Origin of the sequence: Catenuloplanes nepalensis (assembly GCF_030811575.1) — a bacterium.
Classification (GTDB): Bacteria; Actinomycetota; Actinomycetes; order Mycobacteriales; family Micromonosporaceae; genus Catenuloplanes; species Catenuloplanes nepalensis.
The window spans coordinates 1,844,939-1,869,229 of the sequence record NZ_JAUSRA010000001.1 but is presented as its reverse complement, the minus strand read 5'-3'; the positions used below and the strand labels follow the sequence as shown (position 1 = coordinate 1,869,229).

The window sequence follows — 24,291 nt, the reverse complement described above, 5'->3', positions numbered from 1 at the left end:
GGCCGGACCGCGCCGGGCGAGGTAGAGCGCGAAGAGCTGGAAAAATCGTGTAAACGCACAGGAACCAGCCGGCGAAGTTGGACCGGATCTCGCCGGCCAGCACCACCGTGCAGCAGTTCGCGACCGCGCTGGCCGAACAGGACAGCGGCGTCCGCGGGGACGCGGCCAAGGCCACCGTGGGGCCCGGACGAACGGCATCGTCGCCAGACTCGGCGGATTGGCTGAAGCCGGCCCGGGACCGGCAGGTGCCGGGGCCCGGGCCGGACGAGGTCGACCGGAGTGCTGGCTGTTACCAGAGGGCGGCGTAACGGGCCCGGGAGTTCGGGTTGCAGGCGATCAGGTCGGAGTCGACGTTGCCGGCTCCGCAGGGGTCGGCGAAGTAGAACTCGCCCCTGAGGCGGCCCTGCGCGTGCCAGGCGGAGAACGTGTCGAACATCCACTGAACGTAGTCGGCGTTGTCGCCACTACCGTTGACGCCCGATCCGGGCGCGACTCCCCACTCTGGCACGAGCACCTGTTTGCCGTGCGACTGGGCGAGATCGCCGATCCAATAAAGCCCGCCGTTGGCGTTCGCCCGAGCGTCGAAGGCCGCTCTGGTCGGCGCCGCCGGGTAGTGGTCGTAGTCGTCGGTGCCGATGTAGGTCACCACGTCGTCGCCCGGGTAGAGCGCGGCCGCGTCCGTCGTGCCGACCGCGGACGGCGTCGCGTGCGCGTTGATCGTCCAAGCGGTATGCACCTGTGGGTACGTCACCCGCAGCTGCGAGACGATCCGCCGGTATCCAGCGATGTACTGTGCCGGGCTGGAGTAGTGCCGGCTGTCGCCGGGCCCGCCGCCCCAGTACATGAACTCGGCGTTCATCTCCCAGCCGATGCTCAGGATGACCGGCGCGAATCCTTGGTCCTGCCGGTTCTTCAACAGGGTGCCGATCTGCCGCCAGTAGGTGTCGTAGGAGCCGTTCACCAGTGCCGCATAGGTGGCGCCGACGCCCTCCGGGAACGGCGGGGTCTGAATGAGCAGGGTCAAGGACTTGTCGGTGTACGCGGCGGGCTGCCCGGTGATCGCGTGGGAGTCGACGAAGCCGGCCCAGCTACTGCCCCGGTTGGTGTAGACCGTCATGAGGTCGACCGGGCGTCCGCGCATGGCGGCCCACTCCTGCCGCGCCTCGTCGGTGTTGGTGTTACGGGAACCGCCGGACAGCCAGAACGCGGGAGGTTCGCCCGGAACGTCCCCGCTGTCTACGTCAGCCCGGTCGAAGGTGATCGAGTTCCCACCCGTGGACGCGGGATTCCGGCGGTTCGTCATGGTCAGGATCAGTACGTGGTCGCCCGCGGTGAGCTGAGGCGACCGGTACACCTCCACCGTTGCGCCGCTCTGCGTGGCGGCGTAGAAGTCGACGTCGACCGGAGCGGCCCCGTCGATCGTCACGGCGGCGATGTTCGCCCACGGCTCCTTGACGCCGAAGAGGGTGATCTGGCTGCCGGTGAACCGGACGATTCCGATCGACCCGGGGTCGGCCGTCCAGCGGTAACTGTTGTCCGCGGCCTTGCCGCACGTGGTCGTGCACGGGTGCCAGCCAGCGGAGAACTGGACCTGCCCCTTGCCGAGGCCGTGCGCCGTATCCTGGATCGTCGTCGTCACTCCCCGCGCCGCCGTCGGGACGAAGAGCGTCGCGATCACCACGACGGCTGTCACGACGAGGCTCCTCAACCGAGCCATCACACCTCCTGGATCGAACGGGATCGCATTGACATGCGCGAGCGAACGCTCCTACGCTGGCGGGGCATGATCAGTACCAGAACTGGCGGTTGCCCGCTTCGCCGCAGCCGACGCCTCTGAGGACGTGGTTGTCGAGCGCGGTGAGGCAGGCGCCGGTGGTCTGGTTCTGCCAATAGAACATCCCGCCGCCGACCGACCTGATGTACCAGCGCTGGTAGGTCAGCCCGTTGCAGCCGAAGATGCGCACGCCGTTCGTGGTGCTGTCGTCGATGCAGCGCTGCGTCGCGTTGTTACGAAGCTCGAAGCTGCCGTCGGGCCAGCGGTGCGGGATCCACTGCTGGAAGGCCAGGCCGTTGCAGGGAAAGGTCCGGAGCCGGAACTCGATGCTGTCGTCGATGCACTCGCCGTTGTAGTTGTTGGCGTACCACTCGGTTGCCGGCCTTGCTGAGGAGGCGGCCGCGGGCGTCGGGGAGAAAAGGGTCGCGGTGACGAGCAGAAAGCTCGCAACCAGGGCGAAGAGATGCTTCTTGGGCATAGGGATCCTCGAATTCGTCAGCTGCCGGGCGCCACGGGAGGGTTCACGCGGTGGAATCAACGCTCGCCTACGCACGGAACTGGCTCAAGCGGTCCACAGTGCCCACTGATCGGATATGGCGATCAGTGTGGACTTGACATCGCTGTCGTGCTTCATAGCCGTCGCTGAGGAGCTGCACTTCCGGCGGGCCGCCCAGCGCCTTCATCTGACGCAGCCGGCGCTGTCAGCTCGGATCCGGCTGCTTGAGAAGCAGGTCGGCGTGTGCCTGCTGGAGCGGGACCGGCAGGGCGTGCTCCTCACCCCAGCCGGCCAGGTGTTTCTCGGCCGCGCACGGACGCTGCTGGCGGACGCCGACTTCGCCTCCGCCGAGGCGCGGGCCACCGAGCGAGGCGAGGTAGGGCGGCTGCGGCTCGGCCGCTCACTGATCGCCTTCATCGATGCCGTCGACGTCGCGCTCGTCGCACTGCGGGCCCGGTACCCGCTCATCGAGGTCGAGATCTCCGAGCTGCCCACCCACTCGCAGGAGCTGGCGCTCACCGAGTCTCAGCTCGACGTGGGCGTGCTGCATCCGCCGCTGAGCCGCCCTGGGATCAGGACGGCTCACCTCGGTGAGGAGCCGCTACAGCTTGCGATTCCGTCCGGCCACGACCTGTCCCGGGAGCCGGGCGCCGTCCTCGACGTCCGGTCCCTCGACGGCCAAGTGCTGATCTTCTATCCCCGCTGGCAGGGCCCGTCCCTGCACGACCGGATCACCGCCTACCTCCAGGCGGCCGGTGCGCGGCCCCTGTTCACCCGCGCGACCGCCCCGCTCACCGGCGCCGTGCAACTGGTCGCGCGGGGAGACGGCTGCGCCCTGGTCACATCCATGATCGCGAGCCGCCCGGCCGCCGGGGTGATATTCCGGCCGCTGCCCGACGACGCGCCACGCCTGCCGGTGGCCGCCGCCTGGCGGGAGGGTGCCCGTACCCCTCTGGCCGAGGCCTTCGTCAATCAGCTCACCCGCGTCCGAGGCCGTTCGGCGTGAAGAGCGGGTCGAGCTCTCGCAGTCGGCGCGCACCGCTGTCCGGGTCCAGGAGGACCAGCGGCAGTCCCAGGCTCCAACCTGATGGCCGCCGAATGGAATTCAGCCCCTTGAATGCCCGGAAACATGAAGTTACCATCCGGCAGCACAAGCCGCTTCATCGATACCCATGCCTTGAGGCTTATTCGGCGCGGCAAGCCGGCACCGCGCGGCGGTGGCCGCGTGGCCCTTTCCGGCACCGCGGAGAACCGGCTCCGATGCCGGCCGGAAAGCGGAGCGCCAGCGCAGTCTTTCCGGCCGGCGAGGTTGGCCCGCGGGAGCAAACGGGCCGCACCACGCCGGAAGCGGGAAAATGAATCTGACCTTGACCCTGAAGCGGCCGGGGGTGAGCCACGGCCCACCCCCGGCCGCCACCTCAGAGCTTCAAGATCTCCGCGCCGAGCATGTAGGTGTAGACGACGGCGTGGCCGTGCTTCTTCGGGTGGAACGTCTGGTGGGCCAGGTCGACGTTGGAGCTGACGCCGTGGATCCACTCGGTGGAGATGGGCGTGCAGGCCTCGTGACCGATGAACGGCAGCCGCATCTCGACGAACCGCACCCCGGCCCGGCCGGCCGCGTCCGCGATGCCCGCGGCCAGGTGGTCGGCGTTGTGCGTGATCTGCTTGCGCTTCAGCGCGCTCAGGCCGATCGCGCCGCAGCTGCCGGTGCCCTCGTCGACCAGGCGCGGGTAGCCGAGCACCAGGATCTGTGCGCGCGGCGCGCGGAGGCGGATGTCGGTGTAGAGCGCGGCCAGGGCGTCGGCCAGCGTGGTCCGCGCCACGTACGCGCCGAGGTCGGTGGCGGCCTTGCACTGGGCGTCGCTGCCGAGCACGCACGTGCGGGCCGTGTCGGTGAAGCCGTCGTCGTTGCCGCCCACGGTGACCGTGACGAGCGTGGTCCTGCCGCTGAGCGCGCTCATCTGCTCAGCGCGTACCTCGGCGATGGTGGCGCCGCTGCAGGTCATGTCGACCAGGGTGAAGCCCGGGTTGCGGCCCGCCCAGGTGCGCGGGTAGCTGTGCTCGCTGTTCCTGCACGGATCTTCGGGGTCGGCTTCGGGCAGGTACGGCGGGGCGCCGACGCCGGAGGCGAACGAGTCGCCGAGCGCGACGTATTCGCCGGGGATCACGCCCGCCGCCTGCGCGGGTGCGGCGGCCGTCAGTGTGGCGGTGACCGCCAGCGCGGCGGCGGCCAGGACCGACCGGAGTTTCTGCATGTACGTATACACCTCGGTTGTGGGGATGCGGGCGCGGTCGTACCGTCGATCAGGTTCTGTCATCGACGAGCCCGGACGATTCCCGGCCGGGAATTGATTCGGCACGGGGAACGGGATCGCGCCATCGTCCCGCCGCACGGGACGATGGCGCATCGGTGCCGGGTGCCTACGTCCGCATCGCCGGCGTCTAGGCACGCGGCGCCGGTGGCGGGCCGCCGGCCGTCATCGTGCGGTCAGCTGCCACCAGTCGACGTTGAACAGGTAGCCGCTGCCGCCGGTGAACCTCAGCGCGCACAGCAGCGCGGTGATCCGGGCTCTCATCGCCGGCTCCATATCTGGTTGGCCGCGCCGGTGCAGGTCCACAGCAGCACCTGCGTGCCGTTGGCGGTCTGGTTGTCGTCGACGTCCAGGCAGAGCCCGGACTGGTTGCCGCGGATGGTGCCGCCTGCCTGCAGCGTCCACTGCTGGTTGGCACCGCCGTTGCAGTCCCACAGCTGCGCCTTCGCCCCGGCGACGGCCCCGATCGGTGCGTCGAGGCACTTGCCGAGCGCCTGCAGGGTCTGCCCGGTCACGGTCCAGTTCTGGTTCGCGGCACCGTTGCAGTCCCAGATGACCGGCTGGGTGCCGTTGGCGGTGTTGCCGTTCGGCACGTCCAGGCAGCGGCCGGACGCGGCGCTGACCAGGCCGCCGGACGCCGGTGGCTGCGGCTCGCCGGTGCCACCGCCGCTGACGCGGTAGACGACGGTGCCGTGCGCGGGCACGCTCGCGCTGATCGTGCCGCCGGTGGTCGTGACGGCTCCGGTCCACGCGTCGGTCAGGGAGTAGGACGACGCGCCGGTCTTGCCGATCGCCGCGGCCGTGGTGGAGATGGTCCGGGTGGTGCCGCCGGAGTTGAACAGCGCCACCGCGACATCGCCGTTCGCCAGGCGTTTGGCGAGCACCCGGTGCCCCGCGTCGCCCGCGACCTGCACGGCCTGCCGGCCGAGGGTGTCCTGGTTGATCGCGATCAGCCGGGGGTTCTTCAGGATCGTCTGGGTGGCGGCGGACATCGACCGCACGTCGTTGCCGGCGATCAGCGGTGCGGCCATCATCGCCCACAGCGCGAAGTGGGAGCGTTGCTCGGTGTCGGTGAGCGTGCCGCGGCCGACCTCCATCATGTCCGGGTCGTTGAAGCCGCCGGGTTCGGCGTACCGGGCCAGCGGGACGTTCACGTCGACGATGTTCTTGACGCCCATCGGGTAGCCGTTGGTCTGGCCGGTGTCCCAGGCGAGCGTGATGTCCTCGGTGGTGCGCCAGATGTTGGCCACGTCGCCCCAGTCGCGCAGCGGGCCGGTCTTGGCGTGAATGCTGTTGGGGTTGATGCTGTAGAGGATCGGGCGGCCGGTGGCGGCCAGCGCGTCGCGCATCTTCGCGAACGTGACGACCTGCTCGTCGATGGTGCCGGCGGGCGAACACCAGTCGTACTTGAGGTAGTCGACGCCCCAGGCGGCGAACTGCCGGGCGTCCTGCGCCTCGCGGCCCTGGCTGCCGGTGGCGCCCGGGTAGGAGTCGAAGTACTGGGCGCAGGTCTGGTCGAGTGGCGCCTGGTAGATGCCGAACTTGAGGTTGCGGGCGTGCAGGTAGTCGCCGAGCGCCTTCATGCCGCTCGGGAAGCGCGACGGCTCGGCCTGGAGGTTGCCGTTGGCGTCCCGGTTCGGCGACATCCAGCAGTCGTCGACCACCACGTACTGATAGCCGAGGTCGCGCATGCCGGAGGCGACGATGCTGTCCGCGGTCTGCCGGATCAGCGTCTCGTTGATGTCGCAGCCGAACGTGTTCCAGGTGTTCCACCCCATCGGCGGCGTCCGGCCCACCCCGTTGTCAAGGGCGTGGGCCGGTGTCGCCGCGACAGCGGACGACAACAGCAGGACTCCTGTGGCGAGGAAGGCTTTCCACCGTCTCATGAAGTGACCTTTCCAGGCATGACGGAATGAGATGAGAGCGCTAACATGCCCCCCTACGGCACATTGCCAGAATGTTTCAAGACATTCAACTATGGAAATTCAAGAATCTTATCCATGTGGTACGGCACAAGACCGCGACCCCACGGCGGACGACGGCATAACACTTTCCTCGACGCGCTTTCTCCCGCCAGGCAGATTCACGAGGCTCCTCACCCCGCTGCAGTCGGCGGGCTGATCTTCCGCGTCGTCGGCAGCTGGACCCGCAGTGCGCGAGCGGGGCCCGTCGCCGGGGTGCTGGTGTCGAGCGTGCTGTGCACGGCCATCCACGGCGCGACGGATCCGTACCTCATCGTCCGGTATTTCGTGCCCTGAACCGGACCGGCCGTCATCACCTGGCGCACCGCCGGGCTGGAGATCGCTGTCATGCTCCACGCGGTGCTCAACACGTTCACCTTCCGGAAGTCGGGACCGGCACTCACCGCGAGCCAAGATTCGCCGATGTGAGCCTGGCCACGCCGACGGAGCGGGCCAAGACGGCGGGGGTCCTCGATCGAACGTACGCTCGAGCGATGGGAATCGAACGAGCGGCGGCGGGCATGCCGTCCCGGATGCTCGTGTCGAGCGCACCCCTGGGCTGGACATCGGTCGAGGCGGTGACGTACGCCGACCCGCCCCGCGCCGAGGAGTTCTCGTTCCGGCCAGAACGGTTGATGCTGGTCCTGATCGTCAGCGGCCAGTTCACGATCGAGCGCCGGGACCGAGGGACCTGGCGCCGCGACTCCCGCGGTCCCGGCTCGCTCTGCGTCGTCGCGCCCGGTCATGACGCTCGCGTGCGCTGGCGGGCCACCTCGGCCACGCCCATGCGGTCGTTGCAGCTGCATCTCTCGCCCGGAGCCGCGGATGGCGCGTGCATCCCGGACGAGGCGACGCTGCGGGACCCGTTCCTGTCGGCCGGCGCCTGGGCGCTTCTGCGTGCGCTGGATACCGGCGGTTCAGCCCTCTACGCCGACTCCATCGCCCAAGCCCTGTTCGCTCAACTCGATCTGCGGGCGCGGGCCACGGTACCGCCTCCGGACGGCACGGCTCGGCCGCTGGGCGCTCGCCAGGTCGAGCAGGTGACCGAGTACATGCGTGCCCACCTGGCCGATGACGTCACCGTCGATGACCTGGCCGCGGTGGTCAACGTCAGCAAATTCCACTTCATCCGTACGTTCGCCGCCAGTACGGGCCTCACCCCGAGCAGGTACCTGCGCCGCCTCCGGGCCGGTACCGCCGCCGAGCTGCTCACCGCCACCACCCTGCCCGTCGCCGCTGTCGCCGCGCACTGCGGCTATCGCAGCGCCGGTCAGTTCGCGGCGATCTTCCGTGCTGAGCACGGCGTGAGCCCGAGCGCCTACCGCAGTGCACACGGCGGCGTGGGCCCGGGCCACTCCGGCAATTCCGCAATCAGCCGGTAGAGCGGCGCAATTCCCCGAGCCGGTCCGGGCCCCGCGCACGCAAGCATTACTCGCGGCCGACCCGCTCGATCAACAGGGGAATCACCATGACAGACGTCTACGCCACAGACGATTTCGATCACATCGTCGTCGGTGGTGGCGCGGCCGGTTCGGTCGTCGCCGCCCGGCTCTCGGAGAACCCGGACCGCCGGGTGCTGCTGCTGGAAGCCGGGCCAGCCGATGCGGATCCGAACATCCCGGCGCCACACGGGGTCTTCCAGCTGCTGCGCGGCCCACTCGACTGGAGCTACACCACCACGCCACAGCCGCATCTGGACAACCGGGAGATCCCGATCTCGGGCGGACGGCTGCTGGGCGGTGGTGGCTCGATCAATTACCAGGCCTGGTTCCGCGGCCACCGGCTCGACTACGACACCTGGTCCGAGCGCGGTATGAAGGGCTGGAGCTGGGACGAGGTGCTTCCCGCGTTCAGGCGCGGTGAGGACCACGAACTCGGCGCGTCGCACTGGCACGGCACCGGCGGGCCCATCCGGGTGACCACGGCCCAGGACATCAGCCCCCTGTCCCTGGCCTTCATCGCGGCCGGGGTCGATCACGGCCTTCCGCTCAACCGCGACTTCACCGGCGCCAACCTCGACGGTGTCGGGTTGATGTACGGCAACCTCTCCGACGGGGAGCGGGTCAGTGCCGCCCGCGCGTATCTGCGCCCGGCGACGAATCGATCCAACCTCGAGGTACGAACCGGCGCGCTGGTCCGCCGCGTCATCACCGACCGGGGACGCGCCGTCGGCGTCGAATACCTCGACGACTCGGGCGCGCTGACGACCGTACACTCGGATTCCGTTGTTCTGTCGGCGGGTGGCATCCGCTCCGCCCAGCTGCTCATGCTGTCCGGCATCGGGCCGGCCGACCACCTGCGTGAGCACGACATCGACGTCGTCGCTGATCTGCCCGGCGTGGGCGACAACCTGCAAGACCATCTCTCGGCCATGGTCATCTGGCCGGTCACCCACGGCTCGACCTGGCTGGACGCGTACACCCCGGAGAATTTCACCCGCTACGAGCGGGAGCGAAGCGGTCCGCTCGCCTCGGTCGGCCAGGCCGCCGGCTTCCTGCGGGTGGGCCGCGATGCGCCGGCACCGGACATTCAGCTGATGCCCATGCTGATCGACCTGTCCGGCAGTGGACAACCCGGGTTCACCTGCCTGGTCACGCTGCTGACCCCGGAAAGCCGGGGAACCGTGCGACTGCGGTCGGCCGACGCGGCGCTGAACCCGCTGGTGGACATGCGCTATCTGGAGAGCGAGAAGGACCGCCGGACGCTGATCGACGGCCTGCGCGCGACGTTGGCGCTGGGCGAGAGCCCGATCTTCCGTTCGGTGACCGGCGAGCCGATCCTGCCCGGCGCCACCGACGACGCCGCGCTCGAACAGGCGGTCAGAGCCACCGCGATCTCGATCAACCACCCCGCGGGCACCTGCCGGGCCGGCGTGGACGACGCGTCGGTGGTCGATCCCGCCCTGCGCGTACACGGGGTGACCGGCCTGCACGTCGTGGACTCATCAGTCATGCCGACGCTGCCCCGCGGCAACATCCACGCCCCCTCGATCATGATCGGCGAGCGAGGCGCCCAATTGATCGCCGACGCATAACCACACCCCGGCGACAGATCTGCCCCCGGCCACCCCGACGGTCGGCCGGGGCAGTCCGTGGCGGGACGCCGCCTGCCGACCTGACCCGGCACCACCCGCCACCCCCGGCAGCGCTCACACGGTGGTCAGCTCGGTGCCGCCCCCGTCACCTGTCTCGAGCGACGAAGGGCGTCACGCTTCCGCCCGCCCGATGATCAGCCCCGCTGTTGTACTCCTATCACTGAGAGGAGGCGCAGCTTCTCCCAGGACTCGCTCCCCGGAACCGCCGTATAGATGAGCAGCCGGTGTGACCGTTCCGGGTCGAGGAGTGTCTGACAGTTCAGCTCGAGTAGCCCCACTTCGGGATGATTCAGCCGCTTGAACTCGCTCATTTTCACCCCGATCTCGTAACGATCCCAGTAGTCCGCGAACTCGCGACTCTTCTCGAGGAGCAGAGATGAGATGTGCGCGGCACGCGAGTCTGCTCCATCGCGACCCACCGCAACGCGCAGCCCCGACACGAATGCACGGGAATGAAGCTCGTGCAGATCGGGCGGGTACAGGTCTCGCTGCCTTTCGTCGGTGAACCACCGATAGATGATGCTGCGCGCAGGCCCCGTGAACCGCGTATTGTCGCCGGTCAACGCCGCGCCCAGGGGGGTCTGGCGAAGTGTCTCGCCGAGTTCGGTGGAGACTTCGGCCGGGGTATCGGTGAGGCGGTCGAGTGCCCGCATCATCCCCGGGCTGACGTGGTCGCTCGCACGCCCGCTCGCGGGAGGCCGGTACCCGGCGAGGCTGAAGAGATGGTCGCGCTCGTCCAGTGACAAATGAAGCCCCTGTGCGATCGATGCAACCATCTGCTCGGACGGCTGGGGGCCGCCCGCGCGTTCCAGGCGTGAGTAGTAGTCGGCCGACATGCTGCTCAGAGCAGCTACCTCCTCACGCCGCAGACCGGGAGTCCGACGGCGTTCGCCGGCGAAGATGCCGACGTCCGACGGCTGGAGGGCCTCTCGACGGCTCCTGAGAAAGCGGGCCATCCCTACTCGGTCGAACACTGAAGCTCCTCCTGTTGTCTGAGTCGTTCCTCGCCTGCGGTGCAACAGCGTCTCGTAGTTCCACGATCGCGCACGCCGCCCTGAAGTTCCTCTGCATGACGTGCACTGGATGGGCGCGAGTGACTCCCTGATCATGGAGGAACACAGCAACTCAGGAGGAAATGACGTGACTGATCTCACCGGAAAGGTCGCTGTAGTGACCGGATCCGCTCGCGGCATCGGCGAAGCCATTGCAAAGCGATTCGCCTCGCTCGGCGCGAACGTCGTCGTCAACTATTCGACGGACGAGGAGAACGCACGGCGCACGGCGAGCGAGATCGAAGCGGCCGGCGGACGGGCGCACGTCGTGCAGGCCGACATCTCGTCGTTGCCCGACATCGACCGGCTGTTCGACGAGACGATCTCCACGTTCGGATCGATCGACATCGTCGTCGCGAACGCAGGACGCGAGGTCATCGGTCAGCTCGCGGTCGACGTGACGGAAGACGATTTCGACCGGATCTTCAAGGTGAACGCCAAAGGCTCGTTTTTCACACTGCAGAAGGCCGCGAAAGTGCTGGCCGATGGCGGCCGTCTCATCTCGATCGGGTCGACGTCAACTATTCTCCCGTACTCCGGGATGGGCCTCTATTCATCCAGCAAGGTGGTCGCGGCCCAGCTCGTCCGCATTCTCTCTCTCGAACTGGCCTCGCGCGCCATCACCGTCAACAACATTCTGCCGACCGGCATCCTCGGCGCGGGCGTCTTCGCTGATCTCGCCGACAGCGAGGCCTTCCGTGCCTTGGACGCGCAGATGGGTCGGATCGACGGACGCGTCGGGACGCCCGCAGACGTCGCGGATGCGGCCGAGTACTTCGTCAGCGACCTCGCCGGCTGGGTGAGCGGGCAGACGCTCACGGTCGCCGGAGGCGCCATCGCCTGAACCGCGCCGCAGCCACACCCGCCACGTACGCAAGGAGCACCACATGTCACCCCAGAAGCAAGACGTCACCATTCCCGATATGTCGACGAAGCGCGTGCTCGTCACAGGTGCGAGCGATGGAATGGGACTCGTCATCGCGCGCACGCTTGCTGCCGCCGGCGCCGAGGTCATCATGCCGGTCCGCAACCGGCGAAAAGGCGAGGCTGCGGTCACGAAGATCCGCGACTACGCGCCTCAGGCCAGACTCGAACTGCGTGACCTCGACCTCTCGTCGCTCGAGTCGGTCTCGGATCTAGGTGAGCAGCTGCGTGCAGAGGCGGCCCCGATACACGTCCTCATCAACAACGCCGGCATCATGACGCCGCCCAACCGACAGCTCACCCGCGACAAGTTCGAGGTGCAGTTCGGCACGAATCATCTGGGTCATTTCGCGCTCGTCGCGCACCTGTTTCCCCTGCTCCGACAGGGAAAGGCGCGGATCACATCGCAGACCAGCACGTCGGCGCAGGCCGGGCGAATCAATTGGGACGATCTGAATTGGGAACGGTCGTACTCGGGTGCACGTGCCTACTCGCAGTCCAAGATCGCGGTGGCCCTGTTCGGTCTCGAGCTGGATCGCCGCAGTAAGGCCGACCGATGGGGGATCACGAGCAATGTGTCCCACCCCGGTGTTGCGCCGACCAGCCTGCTGGCCGCGCGGCCTGAGGTCGGCCGCGCGCAGGACACATCGACCGTCAGAATGATCCGTTGGATGTCGGCACGGGGAATCCTGGTCGGAACCGTCGAGAGTGCCGGGCAATCCGCTCTTTACGCCGCCACGGCCGGCGAGCTCAAGGGCGGCGAGTTCGTCGGACCGGGCGGTATCGGCGGCCTGGGCGGCGCGCCGCGGATCCAGCGCCCCTACCGCCCATTCAGGGATCAGCAGGAGGCAGCTCGGCGGCTCTGGACGGCGTCGGAGAAACTGACGGGAACGAGATTACCCTCCTGAGAACCGGTACTCGGTCCGGGCCTCCCGGGCCGCCACCCGCCCGGAGCCCGGTGACGTAGTGTCACCGGGCATGACGATCATCGACGACCTGGTGCGGCGGGTGCGCCCTCCCGCCACGCCGATCGACGCGCACGCCGACTGGGACGCGATCGAGGCCGCGCTGGGCACACCGCTCCCGGCCGACTTCAAGGAACTCACCCGACGGTACGGGGCCGGCGAGTTCTGCGACCTGGTCTCCGCGCACCCGCCGGAGCGGCTCGCCGCGCGGAACCGGGACATCCTCGACGAGGAGCGCGACTACCGCGACGACGACCCCGAGGACTACCCGTATCCGCTGCACCCCGAGCCGGGCGGCGTCCTGCTGTGGGGCGAGACCAGCAACGGCGAACGGCTGTGCTGGCTGACCGAGGGCGAGCCGGATACCTGGCCGGTCGTCGTCTGGCAGCCCCGCGGCGCCGGCTGGACGCTCCACCCCGGCGGCGTCACGGACTTCCTCGACGGCTGGCTGTCCGGCCGGATCGGCGACGTGTTCCCCGCCGAGTTCACCGCGACCGCGCAGTGGTTCACCCCGTTCACGGAGCTGGCGTACGCCACCGTCGGCCTGTCCCGCAGCAACCTGCCACCCTTCGAGGCACGCCTGACCGCCCTGCTCGAGGCGCTGCCCGCGGCGCGGCTGCTGATGACGGCCGGCCCGGACGCCTCCCGGCAGGACAAACTCGCCGCCGCCGACGGCCGCTGGCACGTGATGTACGAGACGGCCTACCGCCACCAGATCCGCTTCGCCTTCCCACCCACCGACACCGACCTCGTGCGCGAGGCCGCCCAGCGCGCCGCCCTCGCGATGGGCTGCCGCCTGAACTCGTCCCGCGACGACTTCGGCGACGACCTCGGCTGGGTCCAGGACTGAGTTCCCGCTCGTTCGCCGGATGTGCTCACGCCGTGGTTCCTTCGAGGTCCGGCCCGGCGGACAGCCGTACGCGCACCAGGCGGTAGCGATCGGCCAGCCCGGAGTCGCGGTCGTGCAACCCGCGGGGTTGGTGATCCGGGCGAGTTCGACGGCCCGGCCCGGCGAGTCGCCGTCGACCTCCATCGGTATGTTCCAGAACTTGATGTTGGTAGGGCCGAACGTGAGGCGCAGTGCGGGTGAATCACCGGTTCGGGCCGCGATCTTCTCCGCTTCGGTGACCCGGTCCAGAGCGGTCTCCTTCTGACCGAGCGCGTAGAGCGCGTACGCCTGAATCATTAAGAGCTGACCCAGCATCTCCGGCGCGTCCTCGCTTCAGGCGTCGTCCTGGGCGAGGACGAACGACCGTACGACAGGATGCAGGTGGTAGTGCCCGGCGGTGTCCGACTCGAGCAGTGCCAGGTCGACCAGTTCCTCCAGCAGGTCTTCGCTGTCCGGCTCGGGCCGGCCCAGCATGCGCGCCGCGACGGGCAGCGCGACGTCCGGCATGTCGGTGACGGCCAGCAGGAGCAGGGCCCGCTGCTGCTCCGGGGTGAGCTGCCGCCAGCTGTTCAGGAAGGTCGCGCGCACGTCGAGAGCACCGGCCCGCAACGTGCCCGGCCGGTGCCCGCCGGTGAGCCGGTCGCGGAGCAGGCCGATCGACCAGCCCGGCCGGGCGGCCAGCCGGGCCGCCACGATACGGACCGCCAGGGGCAGCAGCCCGCAGGCCGCCACGAGTTCCCGTGCCGTCTCGCGCTCAGCGGCCACCCGGTCGCGGCCGACCACCCGGCTCAACAGCTCGATCGCCTCGGTCTCGTCGAACACCCCGAGGTCGGCGTGTACGGCGCCGTTCAGGCCGGCCAGCCGGGATCGGGAGGTGACGATGACGCCGCAGGTCGCCGTGCCCGGCAGCAGCGGGGTGATCTGTGCGAGGCTGTGCGCGTCGTCCAGCACCACGAGCAGCCGACGTTCGTGGGTCACCGAGCGGAACAGCGCCGACCCGCTGTCCATGCAGTCCGGGACGGACTCCGCCCCGAGTGCCTCGAGGAAGCTTTCCAGGATGTCGTGCGGCGATGCCGGCCTGGCACCGCTGCCCCTCAGGTCCGCGTATAGCTGACCGTCCGGGTAGTGCGCGCCGAGCCGGTGAGCGACGTGCCGTACCAGGGTGGTCTTGCCGAGACCGCCCATCCCGGCCACGGCCACGATCGGCAGCCAACCGCGGCCGGGCCCGCTCAGCGCGTCGACGATGAGGCGGGCCACCGCCTCGCGGCCGGTGAAGTCCGCCGTGGTGGCCGGAACCTGGGCCGGCAGCGGTGCCGGCTCCTCGCCCGGCGCCGGCGGGGCGGGGGATCCCTCGCCGGCCAGGAGACGCCGGTGGGCGTCGGCGAGTTCGGCGCCGGGCTCCAGCCCCAGCCGGTCCACGATCCTGCGGCGGGCGGCTGGGAACACCGCGGCGGCCTCCCCCGGCCGCCCGCTGGCGTGTAGCGCCCGGATCAACAGCACGGAGAGGCGCTCCCGCAGCGGGTTCTCGTCGCTGAGAGCGCGCAGCTCGGGCACACACCAGGCGGCGCGGCCGAGGTCGACGTCCAGTGCCAGACGCGCCTCCAGCAGATCCAGATGCAGCTCGGTCAGCCTGCGCCGGTGCCGTTCCGCGAACGGTCCGGGCACCCCGGCCAGCGGCTCGCCGTCGAAGAGGGCGAGCGCCTCGGCCAGCATCGAGCGGGCGTCGCTCGCGTCACCGGCCAGGCGGGCACGACGGGCCAGCGCCTCGACGCGCCGCACATCGACGGCGTCCTCGGGCACCTCCAGCCGGTAGCCGTCACCGACGGTCGTCAGAAGCCGGGGCTCGGCGTCGGTCTCCAGCACCTTGCGCCAGCGCCAGGCGTACGTGCGAAGGCTTTTCGTCGCCGTGACCGGCGGGTCGTCGCCCCACAGCGCCTCCGTCAGGACGGCCGCGCTCACCCCCTGGCCGGGCCTCAGGAGAAGGACGGCGAGCAGGGCCTGTTGCTGCGGGCTTCCCATGTCGAGATCGACGGAGCCCCGGCGGCCCCGCACGACCCCGAGCAGGCTGAGACGAAGAGAGTCCACGTCAACAGCCGACGATCGCGGCGGGTCCTGGAAATCCACCCTCACGCCGCCATTCTGGCGAGCCACAGCACACCCCCCAGTCCACATGGGTACGAACGACAGGCGCATGACGGTGACATGGAGCGACAGCGGCGCCCGGCTGCGGATATATCAGTCATTCATCCGCAATCTATCGACATGCGTGAGGATAAGACCAAGACTCCGCTCGATGATGGAGGAAGCAGATGGGACTGCACGACGCGATCTACCGGGCGCAGAAGGACAAGCCCGAACTCGCCGAGACCGAGCAGCGGATCCTCGACGAGCTGACCGAACGTGACCGGGACTCCGAGGTGCTGGCGGCCGAGTCCGCCGACTGAACCGGCGGCACCGGGCCGGGCGGCTCACCCGCCCGGCCCACCCGGTCCTGCCGGTTTCCGTACATTCAGTCGGAGGTGGAGTGGTGTCGAAGACCGACCTTGCGGCCGGCGCGATGGTCCAGGACGGCGAGCGGGCACTGAGCCTGCCCGAGGCACACCGGCGAGGCATGGCAGCGGCAGCCGAGCTCGATCTGCGGGTGGACTGCACGGCGGTGCTCGACGGTGACCCCGCCGTGTGGACGGCGACGCTGTGGCGTGGCGACGACCCGGTGCCCAGCGGGCTGGGACTCGGCAAGGGACCGTCGGCGGCGGCGCGGGTCGGCGCGATCTTCGAGGCGCTGGAGCACCACCTCAGTGGCCTGCGCGGCCTCGCGGACGGCGGGCCGGCACTGCGGCCCGCGGGCGAGATCTCCCGCGACCCGGCCCTGCGGCGGGACGTGGCGCTCGGCTTGCTCGGGGAACTGCCCGACGGGCCGATGGGATGCCTTCCCTTCCGGGCGGTGACCAGCGGCGCCGAGGTCGGCGTGCCACTGTTCCTGTCCGTGCCGGACTACCTCGACGAGGCGGCCGGCCCGCTGCGGGAGAGCCTCGGCGACCACTACGACTACGCCGGCGTGAGCCGTTACTCCTGCAACAACGGCTGGGCGGCGGGCACCGACCCGGTCGAGGCGGCGGTCCACGCGCTCAACGAGACCATCGAACGGGACGCACTCTCCCTCCTGCTGATCGACCAGTTCCTGGGGCGGCGGCCTTCCCCGCTCGTCCTCATCGAGGCGAGCACGTTGCCGGACGACCTCGCGGCCCTGGTGTCGGTGGCGGAGACCATCCTCGGACGGCGGCCGCATCTGATCGACATGACCAGCGACCTGGGCGTGCCGGCGGTCCTCGCCTACCTTCCCGCGCCGGACGGCGCACCGGCCCGGATCCGTGGCGCCGGCGCCTCGCTCTCCCGCCACTACGCGATCGCGCGCGCGGTCAGCGAGCTGGTCCAGGTTCACCTGGCGTCCTCGCTCGGCACCATCCACTCCGCGTTCGCCGGCATGGCGCCCGTCCGGCACGACTGGACGAAGCCCTACCCGGCGCTCCACGCCTGCTACCTCGCCGACTTGCGCACCCGGCTCGCCGGCGCCACCGGGGTGCCGTACCAGGAGACGGAAGCCCCGGCCACCACCGCCGGCCACTACGACAGGCTGATCGACGCCCTCTGCAGGCGCGGCTTCACGCCGTTGCGGCGTGACCACTACGTCACCGGCAACCTGGCCGTGGTCAACGTCTTCGTCCCCGGCCTGGAGCGATTCATGCTCGTCACCGACGGACAGGTGGTGGTGCCGGGAGAGCGCGGCATGGCGGTCAGGAACCACGGGAGGGCACCGTGGGTGGATGGCGAGCCGATGCCGCCTCCATAGCGTCGGGGCCGGTGATTCCACCGCGCCACCGTGGGCGCAAGCGAACGGGCCTTCCCGGCTCGCGGCGCGACGGTGCGAGGAAGGACCCGGCATGCCGCTACGGCAGTGAGCTTCGAGGTGCTCGGTGGTTCGCGCGGCAGGACGGGGCCGAGAGGCGGATCTCGGCCCGCCGCAGCGCCGCCAGCTGCTCGCCTACCTGCTGGCCCGCGCGAACGACGTGGTGGACGCGGACCGCGCAGCGGCTGCGTGAGCAGATCAGCCTGCTCACCACCGAACTCGCCCGCATCGACCGCGAACTGGCCGACCTCACCACCACCCGAACCACTCTGAAAACCATCGCCTCGGCCGAGTTCACCACCGAGGAACCGACCGTGATCAGCTCCGCCTACCAGCAAATCCTCGCCGTCCTCGGCACCGCGCCCGACGGCATGCGCGCCACGGACATCTGACTCGGGCTCGACATGTTCGTCCAGAACAGGTCACCGGTACCGCTGCGCCACGTCGCCGTGTTCGCCGGTCTCGCCTCCGGCCGCACCGGCGAGGTCCCGCTGCCCGATATCCCCCCGTGGGACGATCGAGCGGCACCGCATCGCACCGCCGGTCGGCGACGACCTCCTCCGATCCACGGACCGTCCGACCGAGTATTCCGGGCCCTGGCTGCGCCTCTCCGTCGACGACCGCCACTGGAAGCTGACCAGTGACCCTCAGCCTTCATCACATCGCGAAGTAGAAGCAGCAGATCGAGCACCGCCGCACCAGGAGGAGCTCGGCGCAGTCGGTGCCGAAGACCGCGGGTCGAGTGCCCGAGGGGTCACCCTGTACGAGCAGATCATCGCCGACCGACCGGCGCCGGGTACTCGGCGACGACCACCCGGACCCTGACCTCCCGCCGCAACCTCAGGGATTGTCGTTTCCGGTGTCATCGGGCAACTCGAACAGTTCCAGTTGAATGCCGTCGGGGTCGCGCAGGTAGAGGATCTTCGTCCCGGCCAGCGGTCCCGCGTCGACGCCGTCGCCGTCCTGGAGCACGGCCGGGTCGGCGTTGACATACACACCCCGGCTGACCAGGTCACGGTGCGCCGCATCGAGGTCATCGACCTCGAAGCACAGGTGCATGACCCCGACGTCGCAGTTGCGCCCGGTGAAGGGCTCCGGCTCCGGGTTGTCGTACTGGATCAGTTCCAGTAGGACGTTGTCGCCGGCCAGGGCGAACGACGCCCGCATCGACGCGTTCTCGACCTCGACGATCGCGCCGATCGCCGGGTTGGCCGCTGCGATCGTCACGCCGTTCGGCGCAATGCCGAGGACGTCCTCGTACCACCTCACCGAGCGGGCGAGATCACTGACCGGAATTCCTACGTGGTGCATCCTGGTGACTCGTCTCATCGTCCCTCCGTTCCGAGCTTTGACGTGCGGTGCGAGCGTGCCGGCCGATCGATGACCCTGGCGCGATCACCGCGCCCGTCGGTTCGGAGGGCACTGCCCGGCGGCGGCCTCGGCGGTGGTCTCGAGATCGTGTAGCCACTGCTCCAGGCCGTCGCCGAGGACCTCGGCGGCGAACTCGACATCCGCCTCTACCTGATCGCCGGTCCAGGTTTCCTCGGTCTGCACGCGGACGCCGTCCCTGGTGCTGGTGAAGCTCCAGACGTGGATCCCCTCGTCGATGCCGAGGCCCTCGCCGACCGCCGGGCCGCTCCAACGGATGCATTTCTGCTGGCGCAGGTGCGAAACCGTTGAGGTGATGGTGAACGTGGTACCGGGCGCCGGAGTCGTCCACCGGAACTGGGAGCCGGCGCGCAGCGGACCGCGGTCGAGACGCTCGTTGGTGAGCACCGGCGCGTGCCAGGCCGGCCAACCTTCGACATCGGTCTGCAGCCGCCAGATGGTGCTCAGCGGGGCGGCGATGATGACCTCGGATCGGTAGCGGATCAAGGCGTTGGGGTCCACCCCCTGACCGCCGCAGGTGACGCCCCGGCCGGCGGCTTCGGCCGGCGCGCCGATCGAGACGGCACCGGCGAGGCCGATGGTGAGCGCGGCGGCCAGGGTCAGCATCCGATGTGTGCGCGCGGCTGTGCGCATGAGCAACCTCCTCGGTGGCGAGGCTCCATGATCGCGCCATCGTTCTGCCGTTCGCCTCGGCAGAAATCGCCTATCCCGGCGGTGTACTAGGTGATCGAGCCCCGGAGATCAGGCAGAGCCACGCCCTGCGGAGGACCGCAGTAGTCTTGCGCGGTATGCGGACGTTCGGTCTTCGCACCGCCGCGATCGTCGGCCGGCACGAGGAGATCCGGCGCCTCGACGCCTTATTGGCCGCGGCCGGCGCTGGACAGGGCGGTGGCCTCGTACTCCGTGGTCCGGCCGGCATCGGCAAGAGCACCCTGCTCGACCACGCCGCCGCCACAGCCGACGGATTTCAGATTATCCGGGCCGCCGGCGCGCAGTTCGAGAAGGAGATGCCGTTCGCCGGGCTGCATCAGCTCTGCGTACCGTTGCTCGGCCGGTTGGAGACCCTGCTCGGCGCGCACCGCGACGCCTTGCGGGTGGCGTTCGGGCTGGCTGAGGGGACGCCGGAGCTGTTCCGGGTCGGACTGGCCACCCTGGGTCTGCTGGTCAGCGCGGCCCGGGACCGGCCGCTGCTCTGCGTGATCGACGACGCGCAATGGGTGGACAGCGCCTCCATCGGGGCGCTCGCCTTCCTCGCCCGGCGACTGGCCTGCGAGCCGATAGCCGTGCTGTTCGGGGCTCGCACTCCCGGCCCCGCCGGCGGGCTCGACGAGCTGCCCGGCCTGACGATCACCGGGATCGGTGACACCGACGCCCGGACACTGCTGTCCACCGGCACCCACCTGACCCTCGACGAACAGATACGTGACCGCCTGATCGCCGAGGCGCGCGGCAACCCGCTGGCCCTGCTGGAACTGCCGCGGGCCGGCGGATTCGCCCTGCCGGAGGGCACCTCGGTGCAGTCCCGGCTCGAGCGTGTGTTCGCCGATCGGGCGGCCGGGTTGCCGGACGCCGCCCGGCTGCTGCTCACGGTCGCGAGCGCAGATCCCACCGGCGACCCCGGACTGCTATGGCCCGCGGCACGACTACTCGACCTCGACCTGTCGGCCGCCGCCACCGCCGCCACCGCAACCGGCCTCATCGACTTCTCCAACCGGGTACGTTTCTGCCATCCGCTGGCACGATCCGCGCTCTACCTCGCCGCGGATCCCGGCGGTCGGCGTACGGCCCATTCCGTGCTCGCCAGGGCCACCGATCCGGTGACGGATCCGGACCGGCGGGCCTGGCATCGGTCCCAGGCCTGTGCCGGCCCTGACGACGAGGTCGCCGCCGAGCTGGAACGGTCGGCGCTACGAGCCCAGGCGCGCGGGGGCGTGGCGGCGGCGGCCGCCTTCCTGGAACGCGCCGCGGCGCTCTCCCTCGACCCGGCGGACAGGAGCGGCCGGACCCTGCGAGCCGTGAGTGCCCTCCTCGACGCCGGGAGCACCGACACCGCGGCTGACCTGCTCGCAACCGCCGGGAACGCCGAGTTCGACGAGCGCGGGCATGCCCTGCGCGACCAGCTGCGCGGAAGGATCGCCTTCGTCCGCCCCGATGACGACAACGGCCCGATGTTCATGCTGCGGGCCGCACAGCGACTCGCCGTCCGGGACCCGGCCGAGGCCCGGGAGTGCCTGCTGGAGGCCCTGGAGATGAGCCTGCTCGTCGGCCGGGGCACCGGCATGATGGAGCGGGTGCTGGCGGCGGCGCCGCCGGGACATCCCCCCGACGTACTGGACGCGCTGCGACTGCTGACCACGCGCGGTCACCATGCCGCGGCTCCGCGGCTGCACGAGGTCCTGCGCGACGGCCAGCTGCGCTCCAGGCGACCCGCCCTCGCCGCCATGCTCGCCGCCGAACTGTGGGATCCGGACTCCTACGCCGCGATCGTCGATTGGGTGATGAAGACCGGCCGGGAGTCGGGCTCCCCGCTGATGTTGCGGCTCGGGCTGGCGCTGGGCGTCACCCACGCCGTGCTGACCGGCGACCTGGGGTCCGCCATCGCCGCGACCGCGGAGGAGGAGGCCCTGGCCGACGCGACCGGGGGATCGCCGGTCTTCTATCACCGGCTCCATCTGGCCGCGATGCGAGGCCGCCCCCGGGAGGCACACCAACTCTTCGCGACCGCCACGGCAGCGGCGCACCGGACGGGACAATTGATCGCTAACGTGCACTGGTCGGCGGCCATGCTCCACAACGGACTGGTCGATTATCCCGCCGCGCTGACCGCCGCCCGGCAGGCCGTCGCACAGGGCGGACTGTCGATGGCCGGCTTCGCCCTGCCGGAGCTGGTCGAGGCGGCCATGCGCTGCGACGAGCCGGACACCGCCGCCGCCGCGCTGGAATCGCTGACGGCCCGTGCCGCGGCGGCCGGGACCGCGACCGGCCTGGGCGTGGCGGCGTACGCGCGCGGCCTGGTCACCGGGGTCGAGGAGCACTACCGGGAAGCGGTCGACCGGCTGGCCGATAGCCCGCTGCTGGCCTACCGGGCACGCGCCCACCTGCTCTACGGCGAATGGCTGCGCCGCCAAGGCCGCCGCCGGCACAGCCGCGAGCACCTGAGGACCGCCCACGAGCTGCTGTCCGGAGCGGGGTTCCAGGCGTACGCCCGGCGTGCCGCCGATGAACTGCGCGCCACCGGCGAGACCGCCCGCCGGCGCGGGCCCACCTACGATCAGCTCACCATGCAGGAGCTGACGGTCGCCCGGCTGGTCGCCACCGGAGCCACCACCAACGAGGTCGCCGCCCGGCTCTTCCTCAGCCCTCGCACCGTCGACGCCCACCTACGCAACGTCTTCCGCAAGCTCGGCATCACCTCACGCCGGCAATTGAGGAGCAACCCCGAACTCGGCGTCTGACCCGGCCCTCGGCGACCGCCTCCACCCGGTGCCGGCGGGAGACCGCGGTGCAACTGGCGGCCGTGGCCGGCGGCGGCGTGCCGCCGGGCGGTGCCTGGACGATCCGCACAGCGCGTCCGCGGACGACACCCAGCCGGTCATCTGGGACTGCACGGGCGCACCGAACCAGCGGTGGACGCGGACCGGGAACACGCTGCAGATCTTCGGCAAGTGCCTGGACGCGCCGATCGGGGCGGCGGCCGGCGCGCGCGTGGTGCTCTGGGAGTGCAACGGCGGCACGAACCAGCAGTGGACCGTCGGCACGGACGGCACGATCCGCGGCGTCGCCTCCGGTCTGTGCCTCGATGTGGTCGACGGCCTGGTCAACACGGCCAACGGCACGCTCGTCGGCCTGTGGACCCGCAACGGCCAGGCCAATCAGGTCCGGACCCGCCGCTGATCATCCGTGCCCGCCCAGCCGCCGGTACTCGCGCCGGTAGTAGAGCAGCGGCTCGGCGGGCTCGGCGGTCGCCTGGAGCGCGACTACCCTGCCCACCACGATCTCGTGGTCCCCACCGTCGTAGACGGCCTCGAGCCGGCACTCGATGTGCGCGAGCGCGTCCGCCAGCAGCGGCGCGCCGGTGCCACCGGGTTGCCAGGACAGCCCGGCGAACTTGTCCGCGCCGCTGACCGCGAACACCTGGCAGGTGGCGCGCTGCGCGGCACCCAGGATGTTGACGGCGAAGCCGCCGGCCGCGCGCACCAAGGGCCAGCTACGGGAGGTCCGGGCGACGTTGAACGTGATCAGCGGCGGATCCAGCGACAGCGAGGCGAACGATTGACAGGCGAGACCGACCGGCACGCCGTCGCTGGACGCGGTCACCACCACGATGCCGCTGCAGAAGTGCGACATCACCTGCCGGAACCGATCAGGCGCGATATCGACCGAGGTGTGCATCACGCGACCGCCGCCGGACGGGGGAACACCACGGCGGCGCCGGGGCGATGCTCGGGCCGGATCTCGTCACCGTCCGGCGGCGCGAAGAGCTGAGGGTCGATGCCGGGCATCACCTCGTCGACGAAGAGCCGGAACGACTCGCCGACGTCGGCCGGGTTGTAGCCGCCGACGGTGAACCGGGTGAGCAGTTGGGTGACGCCGGCCTCATCGTACTCGCCGATCTGCCGTGCGACGCTGTCCGGCGTCCCGGCGATGATCCAGGACTGCACGTGCGCGGCGTTGCGGTCCGCGACGCCCGGCTCCGACAGGTCCACGGTGGACATCTCACGCAGCGAGCGCGGGTCGCCGGAGCGGTCCAGAATCGGGTTGCGGCCGGCCATCCGCTCGGCGCGCTCCCACGCCTCATCCTCCGTCGCGCCGACGATCACGTGCCGGGTGACCAGGCAGCGGTCCGCGAGCGTGGCCGGATGCCCGGCTCTTGCCGAGGCTTCTCGATATGCGGCGAGCTTCGCGGCCGCGTCGGACCGCAGGCACGGGCCCAGGAAGACCGGGATGCCGCGGGCCGCGTTGACCGCGATCGTCCGGTCGGTGTTGGTGCCGATCGCGATCAGCGGTCCGCCGGCCCGGTATGAGATCGGCATCATCCGGCCGTGCAGGGCGCCCTTGTCCCACTCCGTGTCCATCACCAGCGGCGGATCGTCGGCGGTGTGCGTGAACGCCCGCCGCAGCAGGTCCAGCTTGCTCTCGAAGATCTCCTCGCGGCGCGCCGGGTCGAGACCGAAGTTCGCGAAGTCCGGCGAGAAGCCGACCCGGCCGGCGGACACGCCCATGATGAAGCGGCCGCCGGTGAGCAGGTCGAGCACGCCGGCGTCCTCGGCCAGCCGCAGCGGGTGGTGGAAGACCAGCGGCACGATCGTGGTGCCGAACCAGGTCTCCCCCAGCTCCGGGGCGAGTCGCGCGCCCATCAGGAACGGGTTGCTGTAGGGCTCGTAGTTGTTGAAGTGCTGCTCGCCGAACGTGACCATGGCGAAGCCGGCTTGAGCGGCGGCCACCGACTGCGCGATGCAGAGGTCGATGTTCGGCTTGTCCTGCGCCGGCCCGAACGAGAACGGGCCCATGAAAACGGAGATGTACAT

Annotated in this window: 22 protein-coding genes; 12 read left to right on the top strand and 10 right to left on the bottom strand. The window is 70.2% G+C overall.

The window, feature by feature from the left end:
* Positions 1–289: 289 nt before the first annotated feature.
* Positions 290–1,693 (bottom strand): glycosyl hydrolase, encoded by a 1,404-nt coding sequence (locus J2S43_RS07770; protein WP_306827952.1) that lies wholly within the window; start codon positions 1,691–1,693, stop codon positions 290–292.
* Between the two features lie 94 nt (positions 1,694–1,787).
* On the bottom strand, positions 1,788–2,252 hold the full coding sequence (locus J2S43_RS07765) for an RICIN domain-containing protein (RefSeq protein WP_306827951.1): 465 nt from the start codon (positions 2,250–2,252) through the stop codon (positions 1,788–1,790).
* 127 nt (positions 2,253–2,379) lie between these two features.
* On the opposite strand from J2S43_RS07765, the gene J2S43_RS07760 reads away from it, so the two are divergent.
* Positions 2,380–3,276, top strand: a complete 897-nt coding sequence (locus tag J2S43_RS07760; protein WP_306827950.1) for a LysR substrate-binding domain-containing protein — start codon at positions 2,380–2,382, stop codon at positions 3,274–3,276.
* A 412-nt stretch (positions 3,277–3,688) separates the two neighbouring features.
* Here the strand turns inward: J2S43_RS07760 and J2S43_RS07755 are convergent, their stop codons facing one another.
* Both J2S43_RS07755 and J2S43_RS07750 read right to left on the bottom strand, forming a co-directional pair.
* The gene (locus J2S43_RS07755; RefSeq protein ID WP_306827949.1) at positions 3,689–4,525 is read right to left on the bottom strand and encodes an SGNH/GDSL hydrolase family protein; all 837 of its coding nucleotides are present in this window, start codon (positions 4,523–4,525) and stop codon (positions 3,689–3,691) included.
* Positions 4,526–4,842: 317 nt separating this feature from the next.
* Positions 4,843–6,468 carry a glycoside hydrolase family 27 protein gene (locus J2S43_RS07750; protein ID WP_306827948.1) on the bottom strand — a complete coding sequence of 542 codons (1,626 nt, stop codon included), beginning with the start codon at positions 6,466–6,468 and terminating at the stop codon, positions 4,843–4,845.
* Between the two features lie 114 nt (positions 6,469–6,582).
* Here J2S43_RS07750 and J2S43_RS07745 point away from each other — a divergent pair, with 114 nt between their 5' ends.
* From J2S43_RS07745 to J2S43_RS07735, 3 genes are all read left to right on the top strand, one after another.
* Positions 6,583–6,840 (top strand): hypothetical protein, encoded by a 258-nt coding sequence (locus J2S43_RS07745; protein ID WP_306827947.1) that lies wholly within the window; start codon positions 6,583–6,585, stop codon positions 6,838–6,840.
* A 128-nt stretch (positions 6,841–6,968) separates the two neighbouring features.
* Entirely contained in the window at positions 6,969–7,925 is a 957-nt protein-coding gene (locus J2S43_RS07740) for an AraC family transcriptional regulator (RefSeq protein ID WP_306827946.1), read from the top strand.
* 86 nt (positions 7,926–8,011) lie between these two features.
* Positions 8,012–9,577: a GMC family oxidoreductase gene (locus J2S43_RS07735; RefSeq protein ID WP_306827944.1), complete on the top strand. Its 1,566-nt coding sequence runs from the start codon at positions 8,012–8,014 to the stop codon at positions 9,575–9,577.
* Between the two features lie 194 nt (positions 9,578–9,771).
* On the opposite strand, the gene J2S43_RS07730 is transcribed toward J2S43_RS07735, so the two are convergent.
* A complete protein-coding gene (locus J2S43_RS07730) occupies positions 9,772–10,593 on the bottom strand; it encodes a helix-turn-helix transcriptional regulator (protein WP_306839223.1) in 822 nt (273 codons plus the stop codon).
* Positions 10,594–10,777: 184 nt separating this feature from the next.
* On the opposite strand from J2S43_RS07730, the gene J2S43_RS07725 reads away from it, so the two are divergent.
* The 3 genes from J2S43_RS07725 to J2S43_RS07715 all read left to right on the top strand — a co-directional run bounded on the left by J2S43_RS07725 (position 10,778) and on the right by J2S43_RS07715 (position 13,428).
* Positions 10,778–11,533, top strand: a complete 756-nt coding sequence (locus J2S43_RS07725; protein WP_306827943.1) for an SDR family NAD(P)-dependent oxidoreductase — start codon at positions 10,778–10,780, stop codon at positions 11,531–11,533.
* Between the two features lie 43 nt (positions 11,534–11,576).
* Positions 11,577–12,521, top strand: a complete 945-nt coding sequence (locus J2S43_RS07720) for an SDR family oxidoreductase (RefSeq protein ID WP_306827942.1) — start codon at positions 11,577–11,579, stop codon at positions 12,519–12,521.
* 70 nt (positions 12,522–12,591) lie between these two features.
* Positions 12,592–13,428 carry an SMI1/KNR4 family protein gene (locus J2S43_RS07715; protein ID WP_306827941.1) on the top strand — a complete coding sequence of 279 codons (837 nt, stop codon included), beginning with the start codon at positions 12,592–12,594 and terminating at the stop codon, positions 13,426–13,428.
* Positions 13,429–13,800: 372 nt separating this feature from the next.
* On the opposite strand, the gene J2S43_RS07710 is transcribed toward J2S43_RS07715, so the two are convergent.
* Positions 13,801–15,552 carry an AfsR/SARP family transcriptional regulator gene (locus J2S43_RS07710; protein ID WP_306827940.1) on the bottom strand — a complete coding sequence of 584 codons (1,752 nt, stop codon included), beginning with the start codon at positions 15,550–15,552 and terminating at the stop codon, positions 13,801–13,803.
* 224 nt (positions 15,553–15,776) lie between these two features.
* Here J2S43_RS07710 and J2S43_RS07705 point away from each other — a divergent pair, with 224 nt between their 5' ends.
* The 3 genes from J2S43_RS07705 (at position 15,777) to J2S43_RS07695 (ending at position 17,766) form a co-directional block, all read left to right on the top strand.
* Positions 15,777–15,911, top strand: a complete 135-nt coding sequence (locus J2S43_RS07705) for a hypothetical protein (protein ID WP_306827939.1) — start codon at positions 15,777–15,779, stop codon at positions 15,909–15,911.
* An 83-nt stretch (positions 15,912–15,994) separates the two neighbouring features.
* Positions 15,995–17,317 carry a YcaO-like family protein gene (locus tag J2S43_RS07700; protein WP_306827937.1) on the top strand — a complete coding sequence of 441 codons (1,323 nt, stop codon included), beginning with the start codon at positions 15,995–15,997 and terminating at the stop codon, positions 17,315–17,317.
* Positions 17,318–17,328: 11 nt separating this feature from the next.
* Positions 17,329–17,766, top strand: a complete 438-nt coding sequence (locus tag J2S43_RS07695; RefSeq protein WP_306827936.1) for a hypothetical protein — start codon at positions 17,329–17,331, stop codon at positions 17,764–17,766.
* A gap of 448 nt (positions 17,767–18,214) precedes the next feature.
* Here J2S43_RS07695 and J2S43_RS07690 read toward each other — a convergent pair whose 3' ends face one another.
* Together J2S43_RS07690 and J2S43_RS07685 are read right to left on the bottom strand one after the other, a co-directional pair.
* On the bottom strand, positions 18,215–18,685 hold the full coding sequence (locus J2S43_RS07690; RefSeq protein WP_306827935.1) for a VOC family protein: 471 nt from the start codon (positions 18,683–18,685) through the stop codon (positions 18,215–18,217).
* An 84-nt stretch (positions 18,686–18,769) separates the two neighbouring features.
* Positions 18,770–19,396, bottom strand: a complete 627-nt coding sequence (locus J2S43_RS07685; protein WP_306827933.1) for an SRPBCC family protein — start codon at positions 19,394–19,396, stop codon at positions 18,770–18,772.
* A gap of 155 nt (positions 19,397–19,551) precedes the next feature.
* Here J2S43_RS07685 and J2S43_RS07680 point away from each other — a divergent pair, with 155 nt between their 5' ends.
* Positions 19,552–22,218 carry an AAA family ATPase gene (locus tag J2S43_RS07680; RefSeq protein WP_306827932.1) on the top strand — a complete coding sequence of 889 codons (2,667 nt, stop codon included), beginning with the start codon at positions 19,552–19,554 and terminating at the stop codon, positions 22,216–22,218.
* A gap of 28 nt (positions 22,219–22,246) precedes the next feature.
* Positions 22,247–22,657 carry a ricin-type beta-trefoil lectin domain protein gene (locus J2S43_RS07675; RefSeq protein ID WP_306827930.1) on the top strand — a complete coding sequence of 137 codons (411 nt, stop codon included), beginning with the start codon at positions 22,247–22,249 and terminating at the stop codon, positions 22,655–22,657.
* On the opposite strand, the gene J2S43_RS07670 is transcribed toward J2S43_RS07675, so the two are convergent.
* Positions 22,658–23,155, bottom strand: a complete 498-nt coding sequence (locus J2S43_RS07670; RefSeq protein WP_306827928.1) for a flavin reductase family protein — start codon at positions 23,153–23,155, stop codon at positions 22,658–22,660.
* Positions 23,155–24,291 carry an LLM class flavin-dependent oxidoreductase gene (locus J2S43_RS07665; RefSeq protein WP_306827927.1) on the bottom strand — a complete coding sequence of 379 codons (1,137 nt, stop codon included), beginning with the start codon at positions 24,289–24,291 and terminating at the stop codon, positions 23,155–23,157. Before J2S43_RS07665 ends, J2S43_RS07670 begins: the two co-directional genes overlap by 1 nt.

Coding starts and splice junctions, on each gene's coding strand:
- J2S43_RS07765 (WP_306827951.1), bottom strand. CDS start 2,252: ATGCCCAAGAAGCATCTCTTCGCCCTGGTTGCGAGCTTTCTGCTCGTC.
- J2S43_RS07755 (WP_306827949.1), bottom strand. CDS start 4,525: ATGCAGAAACTCCGGTCGGTCCTGGCCGCCGCCGCGCTGGCGGTCACC.
- J2S43_RS07750 (WP_306827948.1), bottom strand. CDS start 6,468: ATGAGACGGTGGAAAGCCTTCCTCGCCACAGGAGTCCTGCTGTTGTCG.
- J2S43_RS07745 (WP_306827947.1), top strand. CDS start 6,583: ATGTGGTACGGCACAAGACCGCGACCCCACGGCGGACGACGGCATAAC.
- J2S43_RS07735 (WP_306827944.1), top strand. CDS start 8,012: ATGACAGACGTCTACGCCACAGACGATTTCGATCACATCGTCGTCGGT.
- J2S43_RS07730 (WP_306839223.1), bottom strand. CDS start 10,593: ATGGCCCGCTTTCTCAGGAGCCGTCGAGAGGCCCTCCAGCCGTCGGAC.
- J2S43_RS07720 (WP_306827942.1), top strand. CDS start 11,577: ATGTCACCCCAGAAGCAAGACGTCACCATTCCCGATATGTCGACGAAG.
- J2S43_RS07715 (WP_306827941.1), top strand. CDS start 12,592: ATGACGATCATCGACGACCTGGTGCGGCGGGTGCGCCCTCCCGCCACG.
- J2S43_RS07705 (WP_306827939.1), top strand. CDS start 15,777: ATGGGACTGCACGACGCGATCTACCGGGCGCAGAAGGACAAGCCCGAA.
- J2S43_RS07690 (WP_306827935.1), bottom strand. CDS start 18,685: ATGCACCACGTAGGAATTCCGGTCAGTGATCTCGCCCGCTCGGTGAGG.
- J2S43_RS07685 (WP_306827933.1), bottom strand. CDS start 19,396: ATGCGCACAGCCGCGCGCACACATCGGATGCTGACCCTGGCCGCCGCG.
- J2S43_RS07680 (WP_306827932.1), top strand. CDS start 19,552: ATGCGGACGTTCGGTCTTCGCACCGCCGCGATCGTCGGCCGGCACGAG.
- J2S43_RS07670 (WP_306827928.1), bottom strand. CDS start 23,155: ATGCACACCTCGGTCGATATCGCGCCTGATCGGTTCCGGCAGGTGATG.
- J2S43_RS07665 (WP_306827927.1), bottom strand. CDS start 24,291: ATGTACATCTCCGTTTTCATGGGCCCGTTCTCGTTCGGGCCGGCGCAG.